This window comes from Vibrio sp. HB236076 (genome assembly GCF_040957575.1).
Lineage (GTDB): Bacteria > Pseudomonadota > Gammaproteobacteria > Enterobacterales > Vibrionaceae > Vibrio.
This window is the reverse complement of the sequence record NZ_CP162601.1, coordinates 148,223-159,878: the sequence shown is the minus strand read 5'-3', so window position 1 is coordinate 159,878 and position 11,656 is coordinate 148,223. Positions and strand designations below refer to the sequence as shown.

General features: G+C 47.7%; 11 protein-coding genes. 10 read left to right on the top strand and 1 reads right to left on the bottom strand.

Annotation, left to right across the window (positions count from 1 at the left end):
• The first annotated feature begins 14 nt into the window (after nucleotides 1-14).
• The 3 genes from AB0763_RS00700 (at nucleotide 15) to AB0763_RS00690 (ending at nucleotide 2,496) form a co-directional block, all read left to right on the top strand.
• A complete protein-coding gene (locus AB0763_RS00700) occupies nucleotides 15-962 on the top strand; it encodes a LysR family transcriptional regulator (protein ID WP_306101866.1) in 948 nt (315 codons plus the stop codon).
• Nucleotides 963-1,170: 208 nt separating this feature from the next.
• The gene (locus AB0763_RS00695) at nucleotides 1,171-1,830 is read left to right on the top strand and encodes a nitroreductase family protein (protein WP_306101865.1); all 660 of its coding nucleotides are present in this window, start codon (nucleotides 1,171-1,173) and stop codon (nucleotides 1,828-1,830) included.
• A 132-nt stretch (nucleotides 1,831-1,962) separates the two neighbouring features.
• Nucleotides 1,963-2,496: a TIGR00645 family protein gene (locus AB0763_RS00690; RefSeq protein WP_306101864.1), complete on the top strand. Its 534-nt coding sequence runs from the start codon at nucleotides 1,963-1,965 to the stop codon at nucleotides 2,494-2,496.
• A 27-nt stretch (nucleotides 2,497-2,523) separates the two neighbouring features.
• On the opposite strand, the gene AB0763_RS00685 is transcribed toward AB0763_RS00690, so the two are convergent.
• Nucleotides 2,524-4,044, bottom strand: a complete 1,521-nt coding sequence (locus tag AB0763_RS00685; RefSeq protein ID WP_306101863.1) for a PLP-dependent aminotransferase family protein — start codon at nucleotides 4,042-4,044, stop codon at nucleotides 2,524-2,526.
• Between the two features lie 449 nt (nucleotides 4,045-4,493).
• Between AB0763_RS00685 and tauA the strand changes: the two genes are divergently transcribed.
• The 7 genes from tauA (at nucleotide 4,494) to trmH (ending at nucleotide 11,617) form a co-directional block, all read left to right on the top strand.
• Nucleotides 4,494-5,519 (top strand): taurine ABC transporter substrate-binding protein, encoded by a 1,026-nt coding sequence (gene tauA / locus AB0763_RS00680; protein ID WP_306101862.1) that lies wholly within the window; start codon nucleotides 4,494-4,496, stop codon nucleotides 5,517-5,519.
• A 74-nt stretch (nucleotides 5,520-5,593) separates the two neighbouring features.
• Complete coding sequence (locus tag AB0763_RS00675; RefSeq protein WP_306101861.1) at nucleotides 5,594-6,448, top strand: taurine ABC transporter ATP-binding protein; 855 nt, start codon at nucleotides 5,594-5,596, stop codon at nucleotides 6,446-6,448.
• A complete protein-coding gene (locus tag AB0763_RS00670; protein ID WP_306101860.1) occupies nucleotides 6,445-7,392 on the top strand; it encodes an ABC transporter permease subunit in 948 nt (315 codons plus the stop codon). The genes AB0763_RS00675 and AB0763_RS00670 overlap by 4 nt, the downstream gene beginning before the upstream one ends.
• A gap of 256 nt (nucleotides 7,393-7,648) precedes the next feature.
• Nucleotides 7,649-8,272 carry a guanylate kinase gene (gmk, locus tag AB0763_RS00665; protein ID WP_306101918.1) on the top strand — a complete coding sequence of 208 codons (624 nt, stop codon included), beginning with the start codon at nucleotides 7,649-7,651 and terminating at the stop codon, nucleotides 8,270-8,272.
• Between the two features lie 104 nt (nucleotides 8,273-8,376).
• Nucleotides 8,377-8,649, top strand: a complete 273-nt coding sequence (gene rpoZ, locus AB0763_RS00660) for a DNA-directed RNA polymerase subunit omega (protein ID WP_306101859.1) — start codon at nucleotides 8,377-8,379, stop codon at nucleotides 8,647-8,649.
• 37 nt (nucleotides 8,650-8,686) lie between these two features.
• Nucleotides 8,687-10,828: a bifunctional GTP diphosphokinase/guanosine-3',5'-bis pyrophosphate 3'-pyrophosphohydrolase gene (spoT, locus tag AB0763_RS00655; protein ID WP_306101858.1), complete on the top strand. Its 2,142-nt coding sequence runs from the start codon at nucleotides 8,687-8,689 to the stop codon at nucleotides 10,826-10,828.
• 60 nt (nucleotides 10,829-10,888) lie between these two features.
• Nucleotides 10,889-11,617 carry a tRNA (guanosine(18)-2'-O)-methyltransferase TrmH gene (trmH, locus tag AB0763_RS00650; protein ID WP_306101857.1) on the top strand — a complete coding sequence of 243 codons (729 nt, stop codon included), beginning with the start codon at nucleotides 10,889-10,891 and terminating at the stop codon, nucleotides 11,615-11,617.
• The last annotated feature ends 39 nt before the right edge of the window (nucleotides 11,618-11,656 follow it).

Here is an 11,656-nt window from a genome sequence, read left to right as displayed (position 1 = left end):
TTCACGGGGTACATATGGGCCTACCAGAGCAACTGTCTTTACTTCTCGATGTCGTTCAACAAGGCTCATTTAGCAAAGTAGCCGCATTGAAAAATATCGACAATTCGCAATTGTCGAAACAGATCAAAAAACTCGAAGCTGACTTGGGAATCCAATTGCTCAATCGCTCGACTCGCGCATTGGCGCTGACCCCAGCCGGCGAGGAAATTGTCGAACAAGCCAAACTGCTCCTGAGCACCATCAACAATATCCAGGACATTGCACACTCATACCAAGACCAGCCCAAAGGCGTGTTGCGCATCACCAGCTCATTACTCCTTGGTCAATTGCACATACAGCCGGCAATCAGTGCGTTTATCAACCGCTACCCCGATGTTAAAATTGAATTGACTCTCGAAGATAAACGCACCGACATCATCGCTGAAAAGTTCGATCTCGCCATTCGAATGGGCAAGATGAACGACTCCAACTTAATCGCCAAAAAAATTGCCAATACCCATTTTGCCCTAGTGGCCTCAGAGAGCTTTATTGGCCGTTATGGTACGCCGACCAGCCCAGAAGCTCTGATGCAATTGCCTGCGATTATTTATGCCAATCGCGACGTCACCTTAGACTCGGTGCTAATGAGTGACACACCACATGGACACAATCTAAAAAGCTATAAGATGTCAGGGCCGATTAAGGTCAATGATGTACAGACGCTACTCAACCTGGTGCAAGATGGGGTAGGCTATGCGGTTATTGACTTATTTAACCTCAGCGCCCCCTTGTCCAAATTGGGTTTGCGGCCTTTACTGCCCGACTACGCACTCTCGACCAAAGGCAAAGGCATTTACGCGGTGTACCCACATCGAAAACACACCAAACTGGTACAAGAGTTCATGCAATTTTTGCAAGACCACATTGGTACTCCGCCCTATTGGTATGCGTATATCGACGATTTTGACCATTTATACCGATGAACGTGGCTTCGCCATTTGTTGGATTTCAAAGTCCAATTTATAGCAGCTTTTGGCCATGTATTTTGATTAAAGTCACATCATTATGGATAAATATATCCATTAAGTTTGGATTATTCGTCTCTCGTGTTGCTCACTATCTTGCTCAATAATGACCGCCTCTAGGCAGTTCACTGCATTTGTGATTTTTATCCTTTACGAGGAAGCGAATATGACACACCCAATCATTACTGAACTACAAAAGCGTTACACCACAAAGAAATTTGATGCCAATAAGCGTATCAGTGCTGAAAACATGGACGTCATTCGTGAAGCGTTACGCTTATCTGCCTCTTCGATTAACTCTCAACCTTGGAAATTCATCATCCTAGAAAGTGATGAAGCCAAGCAGCGTTTTGATCGCACTTTTGCTCGCATGCATCAGTTCAACCAACCGCATGCCACAGAAGCGTCGCACATCATCCTCATGGCTCACAACCCTAAGTTCACACTCGACGATTACCGTAAAGTCGTTGATGTTGAAGTGTCTTCAGGTCATTTACCCGCAGAGCGATACGATGCGATGCTCAATGGCGCTTTTGGCTTTGCGGCTTCGCAAACCGATGAGCAAGGTTTTAACGGCCATTGGACTAAAGCACAGCTTTATATTGCACTGGGTAACTTACTGCACTTCCTACCGCGTCTCGATATTGATGCCACTCCGATGGAAGGTGTCGACCCTGAGATGATCAGTGAAATTTTTGCCGAAGAGCTCGATGGTTACGAGTGTCACGTTGCCGTGGCAATGGGCTACCACCTCGACGGTGAAGATTACAACTACGGCTTGCCAAAAGCGCGACTGCCGCAAGAAAAAATCATTACCGTGCTGTAATCTCGGTATGTTTTAAGCCATTGTGCGATGAAAAAAAGCCCATTCTTGCCAAGCGCAAGGATGGGCTTTTTTTGTAGCTCTACCTGTACATAATAAGTAAACTGTTTCTTTTGCTTTATAAAAATTGACATTATGGAACGACTAATAGAAACCTTGCTATACGCGTCGCGTTGGATTATGGCACCGATCTACCTTGGCCTAAGTTTGGTGTTGTTGGCTTTGGGGATCAAATTTTTTCAAGAAGTGTTTCACTTATTGCCGATGATTTTTAGCGTTGGTGAAGTCGATCTCATCTTACTTGCTTTATCTCTGATCGACTTATCTTTGGTGGGCGGCTTAATTGTGATGGTCATGTTTTCTGGCTATGAGAATTTCGTGTCCAAAATCGACCTTAGCGAAGATGCGGATAAATTAGGTTGGCTTGGCAAACTCGATACCAACTCATTAAAAAATAAAGTCTCCGCTTCCATTGTTGCCATTTCATCGATTCATCTACTTAAAGTGTTTATGGAAGTAGAAAACATCGATGGTGAGAAAATAAAGTGGTATCTACTGCTGCACATCACGTTTGTGTTATCGGCTTTTGCCATGGGATATCTCGATAAGCTGACCAAGCACGGTGACACGCACTCAGTGACTGACCACAGCAAAGACGCACAACACTAACGGATACCGGTCTGGCTATCGCACACTCTAGCCAGACCTATTTCGCATGCTTTGCCCATCTTGCCAGTGTTCAAATTGCGCCAATACTTGCGATAGTGTTTTTATACCTGCACTGATTTTATTGATATCAATACCGGAATAGCCAAGGCGAATAAAATTGCCCGGACATCGCGCTAGGTCATGAAAATGCACATCACCCGGCTCAATGAGTACTCCCACCTCACGAGCTTGGCTAGCGAGGTGCTGCGCCGACACGCCATCGGGCAATCGCAACCAAAAAGCACTGCCCCCGACCGTACTCGAGGTTATGCTATACGGCAAATACGTTTCTATCGCTTGACGCATCACCTGCCACTTTTCAGCATAACTGTTGCGTAGCCGTCGCAAATACGTATCGTAATGACCCAGAGAAATGAATAACGCGCAGGTACGCTGATTGTTGGCCGGCGGATGACGATACATGAGGCGGCGTAACTTTCTCGCCTCGCGGATCAAAGCTTGGTCGGCCACCATAAAGCCTAAACGCAACCCTTGTGATAGCGTTTTGGACAAGCTACCGACATAAATCACCCGGCCTTTTTGATCCAAACTTTTCAGTGATGGCGACAGCTCGCTGATCGCATTCACTTCACTGTCGTAATCGTCTTCGATGATCAAAAAATCATGGCGCTCGGCGTATTCTAATAGCTGTTGACGCCGTGCCATTGGCATCGTGACATTGGTGGGTATTTGATGGCTGGGCGTGGTGTATAAATAATCACATTCTGCCAGCGCATCATCAATAACCAAACCTTGCTGATCCACAGGCAGTGTCTTAAGCCTGGCTTGGTGGCGCATAAAAATATTGCGAACATCTGGCCAACCGGGCTCTTCCACTCCCAACGTCGTCGTCTCATCAGCCAATAAATCGGCCAAAAGGTAGAGGGAATTTTGCGTTCCTATGGTAATCAATATTTCCTCGGGTTTGGCACTGATCCCCCGTTTAGACAAAACGTTCGATTGCAGCTGTTTGATTAACATCGGGTCATCGTGATCGACAAAATCACTGATCCAGTCTTTGATCACCGTATTGCGCTGTGCCAGTCGCCCGCATTCACGCCAATGAGAGAGAGGAAATAGCGTGTGATCGGGTTGACCAAATAAAAACGGATAGGGAAATTGCTGCCAATTGGCGGGCTTTTCAATGTTGCGCTGTGAATCAAGGTCGGGTTTGATGCGTTTGCGCCAAAAACCACTCGGCAATCCAGACTGAGTCAATACATCGCCATTCGGCCGCAGTGGCTTAATATCGAGCTGTAGAGCCTGCTCGGTCGGGAAATAGCCACTGCGCTCATGGGAGTAAAGATAGCCTTCATCCACTAAGCGCGCGTAGGCCAATACCACGGTGTTGCGAGACACTCTGAGCATGGCTGCCATTTTTCGACATGAAGGTAAGGGCTTACTATCGAACTTTCCTTGGCGGATATTTTCTATCAGCACTTCGCGAATTTGCTCTTGCAAACTGCGCTCAGGGGTAAATTGAATGTGAATCAGATGATCGCTTTTCATTGCTGTCCCTTTTGCTATCTGGCCCCAATCCATTTGGCCTTTGGGGGCAAACAAGCAGAAAACATGCCATCTGGCACCATCTGGACCTAAAAATAGAGCCAGATGGTGCCAAATAGCATGTTTCCATATAGGGCCAAAAATGGTTTATCCACAGGCAAAGACAAAACATTCGCCGTTAGCATCATAAATGCATGGACACCAACGTCGCGCAATGAGTGGTTGCCATACGCTCAAGCCGACGGTACAGGCTAGGACAAGAGTTAAGGCATGACTTCAGTCCGAAAATGAATGGTGTAGTAGTGAGAATTCCAATAATTACTCTTTTTTCGCACCAAATATGGGCACTGTTTTAGTGCAACTTTGGCCCAATAAAGATTCAATTTGGCTCTACACTGGCTCTATAAATCGCCTTAAGGTGGTTAAGAAATCAACACAATGAGGATGTGACGATGAAAACAGGAAAATTCCTAAAATCAACATTAGTTAAATCATTAGTAATTGCATCAACGGCTTTTGCCTCGCTTTCCGCTTTTGCCGCCCAAGAGGTGACCATAGGCTATCAAGGCGTTTACAACCCGATGAAATATGCCATCGATACTAAGATGTTCGAAAAAGCCACTGGCTATGAGATCAAATGGCGCAAATTCGACTCTGGTGCGAAAGCAATTACGGCGATGGCATCGGGCGCCGTCGATATTACCATGGCAGGCTCTAGCCCAATTGCCAGTGCCGCCAGTAAAGGTTTGGACATTGAACTGATTTGGATCATGGAAAACATTGCCGATGCCGAAGCCCTTGTCGTTAGCGATAAAAGCGGCATTACCTCGCCTTCGGATCTCAAAGGCAAACGCATTGCCGTGCCTTTCGTCTCCACTACGCACTATCACATGCTGTTCGCCCTTTCACAATTTGGCCTATCACAAGAAGATGTCAAATTGATCAATATGCAGCCAAACTCAATTATGGCCGCCTGGGAACGTGGCGATATTGACGGTGCTTTCATTTGGGATCCGGCACTGGCTCGCATCAAGCAAGATGGTCACGTATTAATCTCTTCCAAACAGCTTAGCGCATGGGGCCGCCCAACCTTCGACGGTGTGATTGCCAACAAATCCTTTACCAAGGATAACGAAGAGTTTGTGGTGAAATTCCTGGCTACATTAAAAGGCGTGGATGACCAATACAAAGCGGAAAAAGAAACCATTAACGCACAAAGCCCACTTGCCATCTCAGTCGCCAAGTTAGCCGGTGGTCAGCCTCAAGACGCCATCAATGCTCTCGCGCTTTATGAGTTCCTCGATTTTGATCAACAAACCTCTTGTCAATGGTTGGGTTGTGGCGAAAAAGGCGGCGCAACGCAAGCCTTGACCACCACGTCTAACTTCTTATTTAAAGAGAAGAAAATCACTAAGGTTCAACCCGATTACAGCGTTTACGTCAATCCAACGTATGCGGAAAAAGCCGCTGCAATGTAATCCCTCCTCCCCTGTGTTAACTCCTCGCGGTTAACACAGGGAGCCCGACAGTACACAACACGGAGATAGTTCGCATGTCAGATGGAAAAGTTTTGAAGATACAGGATGTATCAGTTATCTATAAAGACCTCCAAGGAGGCGATCCGGTGACTGCCCTTTCTGGGGTTAACCTAGAAATCAATCAGGGCGATTTAGTCGTTGCTCTCGGGGCATCGGGCTGTGGCAAAACCACCCTACTCAATCTTATGGCGGGCTTTATTCAACCCTCATCGGGTTACCTCACCTTAGGCGATTCTAAAATAGAAGGCTTCCCTAGAGTACAAATGGGCCGAGATATTGGCGATCAAATCACTGGCCCCGGCGCAGAACGCGGCGTGGTATTTCAAAAACACGCGCTGTTTCCTTGGATGAACGTACTAGAAAACACATCATTTGGCCTTAAATTACAAGGGGTCAGCAAAGAAGAACGCATCGAGCGAGCCGCCAAGTATCTGCAATTGGTTGGCTTGGAAGATTTTCATCATCACAAGGTCTATCAACTTTCTGGCGGGATGCAGCAACGCGTTGGCATCGCAAGAGCCCTCACCAACGACCCCAGTATTCTCTTGCTCGATGAGCCGCTTGGCGCGCTCGATGCTCTCACTCGAGAAGTGTTACAAGAACTGTTGCTCGACGCATGGAAAGCGACCAATAAAATGATGTTTTTCATTACTCACAGTGTGGAAGAAGCGCTCTTTATGGCTTCGCGCCTGATCGTCATGTCGCCACGCCCAGGTCGAATCACCCACAGTTTTGAGCTCGATTTCAATCAGCGTTTCTTAGCGTGTCGCGATGCTCGTAAAGTCAAATCCATGCCAGACTTCATTGAGATGCGCGAGAAGATTTTGTCGATCATTCACCAAGATGAAACCTCAGAGGAGGTCGCATGAGCAGCCCAGACATCACTCGCCTCAATGACGAAACTATACATGAAACCACAAGGGAAGAGTCTGTAGCCAAACCCGCGCTTAGTGAAGCAGACACTTACGCTCCGGAGCCACATATGACCACCTTATTCAACAAACTCAAAAACTACACGTTAACCCCGGGCAAATACTACGGAGAACCCGGCCAGGGCAACTCCAAGCTCATTTCGATTTTGTCTGCGATTTTCTTTGTCCTACTTTGGACTCTGGTCACCGAAGCGGGTTGGATTAAACCGCTGTTTTTGCCTTCTCCGCTGGATGTCTTTCAACGCTTTGGCGATCTCATCAACAATGGGTTTGCCGGTGTTTCACTTGGCGAGCACATGCAAGCCAGTTTAACACGCGTGTTTGGCGCGTTCTTCTTTGCTGTGATAACCGCAGTCCCCATTGGTATCTTGATTGGCTGTAACGTTTGGGTGCGCGGCATTTTTGATCCCCTAATTGAGTTTTATCGCCCACTGCCACCCTTGGCGTATTTGCCCTTAGTCATTATTTGGCTAGGTATTGATGAAACCAGTAAAGTCACTTTGATCTACCTCGCGATGTTTGCGCCCATCGCCCTCAGTGCTCGAGCTGGGGTGACCTCAGCCAAAAGCGAACAGATTCAAGCGGCCTACTCAATGGGCGCATCAAAGTTTCAAGTTCTCTATCACGTGATCATCAAGAGCGCGATGCCTGAAATCCTGACGGGTCTGCGCATTGGTATTGGTTTTGGTTGGACGACATTGGTCGCCAGTGAAATGGTTGCTGCGCAGGCAGGGATTGGTTATATGGTGCTAAACGCCGCCGAGTTTTTGGAAACCGATGTTGTGATCGCCGGTATCATCATTATTGGTATGGTCGCCTATTTATTTGATCTCTTTATGCGCTACCTGGAAACGAAACTGGTTCCTTGGAAGGGGTATTAATTTTCACTAAGCTTTCTCCCTTAGCTTACCGCGCCTCTCATTGGGGCGCTTTTTTTATGTTCACGGTCGCAGAGTGCAGTGATGATAAATTTACCACAGCAGATGGCTTGAGAAGATCCTAAGGATCGTGATACTCTTCCGCTCCATTTTTATCACTTGACGACACTGGCCAGTATCAAGACTGTGCTAAGCTTAGTCACTTGAGTTTCAAAGTCGTCTCTCTTCGACTTCACCCAACCAACGTGGAATCACTATGATAGGCAAAGGTACTCTTTATATCGTGTCAGCCCCGAGCGGTGCAGGCAAATCGAGTCTTATTTCTGCTCTACTGGAGAAAAACCCAACTTACGCGATGAAAGTGTCAGTCTCGCATACAACACGTGACATGCGCCCTGGTGAAGAAGATGGCGTACACTATCATTTTGTCTCGCGTGGTGAGTTCGAAAGCCTGATTGCTGAAGGCGCCTTTTTAGAGCACGCTGAGGTGTTTGGTAACTATTACGGCACTTCTCGTCCTTGGATTGAACAAACCTTAGAACAAGGCATCGACGTCTTTTTAGACATCGACTGGCAAGGCGCTAGACAAATTCGCGAGCAAATGCCTCTCGCGCGAAGCATCTTTATTTTGCCGCCGTCTAACAGTGAGTTAGAACGCCGTTTAACCACTCGCGGCCAAGACAGCAAAGAAGTGATTGCCAAGCGCATGTCAGAAGCAAAATCAGAGATCTCACACTTTAGTGAGTACGATTACGTTATCGTCAACGATGACTTTGATAATGCCTTAACCGACTTTAAGGCTATTTTGCGCGCTGAACGTCTCAAACAAGACAAACAAAGTGTGAAATACAAAGGGATGTTAGACGCTTTATTATCTCAATAATCGGCTAATACCCACTACCAAATAGAAAGTGGCTGTAGTATAAACAACAAATACCCAGTATACTTTCTCGTCATTCTAGATTTTTATTATTGATTGGAGTTCTCATGGCACGCGTAACAGTTCAAGACGCTGTTGAAAAAATTGGCAACCGTTTCGACTTAGTTCTCATTGCGGCTCGCCGCGCTCGTCAAATTCAAACCGGTGGAAAAGATCCATTGGTCCCTGAAGAGAACGATAAGCAAACCGTGATCGCACTTCGCGAAATCGAAGAAGGCTTGATCACAAAAGAAGTCCTCGATGCCCGTGAACGTCAAGAGCAGCAAGAGCAAGAAGCCGCTGAACTTGCCGCAGTGAGCAGCATCACTCACAACCGTTAAGTATACCTCGTCTCACCAGCAACTTCGGGCCTGTAATTTGTATCTATTTGATAGTCTCAAAGATGTTGCCCAAGAGTATTTACCAGAGCCTCAAATTGAGGCTCTGCGTCAATCTTATGTGGTAGCCAAAAACGCTCACGAAGGACAAACTCGTTCAAGTGGCGAACCCTACATCATCCACCCTGTCGCCGTGGCACGTATCCTGGCAGAAATGCATCTGGATATCGAAACACTGCAAGCAGCACTGCTTCACGACGTGATTGAAGATTGCGATGTCACTAAGCAAGATCTCGAAAATCAATTTGGTCACACCGTGGCAGAGTTGGTCGATGGGGTCTCTAAGCTCGACAAGTTGAAGTTTCGCGACCGCAAAGAAGCGCAAGCCGAAAACTTTCGCAAGATGGTGTTGGCCATGGTCCAAGATATTCGCGTTATCTTGATCAAACTCGCTGACCGCACCCACAATATGCGTACTCTAGGAGCACTTCGCCCAGACAAGCGCCGCCGCATTGCTCGTGAGACACTCGAAATTTTCTCGCCTTTGGCACACCGCCTCGGTATCCACAATATAAAGTCCGAGTTAGAAGAGCTCGGTTTTGAAGCCTTGTATCCCAATCGATACAAGGTGTTAAAAGAAGTGGTCAAAGCCGCTCGTGGTAACCGCAAAGAGATGATTCAACGCATTCATCAAGAGATTGAAGGCCGCCTGCAAGACGCCGGTCTCAATGCTCGAGTACTCGGCCGGGAAAAGAACCTTTACTCCATCTACAACAAGATGAAAAGTAAAGAGCAACGTTTTCATACCATTATGGACATTTACGCGTTTCGCGTTATTGTCGACAGTGCCGATACGTGTTATCGCGTACTGGGTCAGGTCCACAGCTTGTACAAGCCGCGTCCGGGTCGTATGAAGGACTATATTGCCGTCCCTAAAGCCAACGGCTATCAGTCGATTCACACCTCAATGGTCGGCCCACACGGGGTGCCAGTTGAAGTGCAGATTCGAACGGAAGATATGGATCAAATGGCCGACAAAGGGGTTGCAGCTCACTGGTCTTACAAAGCGAAAGGCGATAAACACAGTGGCACCACAGCCCAGGTGAAAGCTCAGCGCTGGATGCAAAGCTTACTAGAATTGCAGCAAAGCGCGGGCAACTCATTTGAGTTTATCGAAAACGTTAAATCGGATCTGTTCCCCGATGAGATTTATGTGTTTTCACCTAAAGGACGGATTGTCGAACTGCCCGCTGGGGCAACACCGGTCGACTTTGCTTACGCTGTTCACACTGATGTGGGTAACACGTGCGTCGGCGCCCGAGTCGATCGCTACCCTTACCCTTTGAGTAAAGCACTGAAAAACGGGCAAACAATTGAGATCATTACCGCACCTGGCGCTCGCCCAAATGCGGCCTGGCTCAATTATGTCGTCACATCGCGTGCGCGCACTAAAATCCGTCAGGTACTGAAAACCATGCGCCGTGAAGAGTCCATCACGCTTGGGCGTCGCTTACTCAATCACGCCCTCGGCGAGCACTCGCTGGCGGATATTGAACCGCAAGTTCTCGACAATGTCTTGCAAGGGCTTAAGCTCTCTTGCCAAGATGACCTCTTAGCCGCGATTGGTCTGGGCGAACTGATGAGTATTGTCATTGCTCGTCGCTTACTCGGTGAGCTCGATAGCCTAATCGATGATGAGCAGAAAGAAGAAAAAGAGCTGCCGACCAACGAAGGCAAACGCAAACTCCCCATTCGTGGCTCGGAAGGGATTTTGCTCACTTTTGCCAACTGCTGTCACCCGATCCCCGACGATTCCATCATTGCGCATGTCTCTCCGGGTCGCGGCCTAGTCGTACACCGTGAAACCTGTTCCAATGTTCGCGGCTATCAAAAAGAGCCCGACAAATACATGGCCGTCACTTGGTCAGACGAGTACGATCAAGAGTTCATCGCTGAGCTCAAAGTCGATATGCACAACCACCAAGGTGCTTTGGCTGAGCTAACCAATGTTATTTCCAATACCGGCTCTAACATTCACGGCTTATCCACCGAAGAACGCGATGGTCGTTTGTATACGGTCACCGTGCTCTTGACGACCAAAGATCGCGTCCACCTTGCCGGCATCATGAAGAAGATCCGCGTCATGCCACACACAACGCGCGTTCAACGCCGCAAAAGTTAACCGGGTTATTGCTAGCGACCTCTGCCAAAATAGAGGTCGCCATTGAATCTCTCATCGCTTATGAATATAGAACGTTACCACCGCATCCTCGAGGTTCTCAAAGCTCGCCAGCCCGATCTCACTTTGTGTTTAGAGCAAGTCCATAAACCCAATAATGTCTCAGCCGTGATCCGCACTGCCGACGCGGTCGGCTTGCACAATATTCACGCGGTTTGGCCGGATGAAAAAATGCAGATGCTTGCACATACTTCAGCCGGTGCCAGAAACTGGGTTGAAGTCCATACTCACCCAAACATCGACTGTGCCGTCGCCGAGTTAAAATCTCAAGGCATGCAAGTGTTGGCCACCAACCTTTCTGAGCGTGCGGTGGACTTTCGCACAATCGATTACACCAAACCGACAGCAATCATCCTCGGCAGCGAAAAAGAAGGAATATCACAACACGCCCTTTCTCTTGCCGATCAAGACATTATCATTCCTATGGTTGGCATGGTGCAATCGTTGAATGTCTCTGTGGCCAGTGCCACCATATTGTTTGAAGCGCAACGTCAGCGCTCAGAGAAAGGCCTTTATCAACAACCTTCTGTCGCGTTAAGTGATGAGACTATTGCCCGTATTGTCTTTGAGCGAGGTCACCCGGTGCTGGCGAAAGTGGCACAGAAAAAAGGCCTTCCATACCCGCAAATCGATGAGCGAGGACAGATTCTCGCTGATGAGGCTTGGTGGCAGGCGATGCAACAAAAATCCGCTCAAGATGACAATGAAATCCATGATGTTGACCCTGGTTGAATTGACACGAGATAAATCACAAGAGATAAACTTTATCTG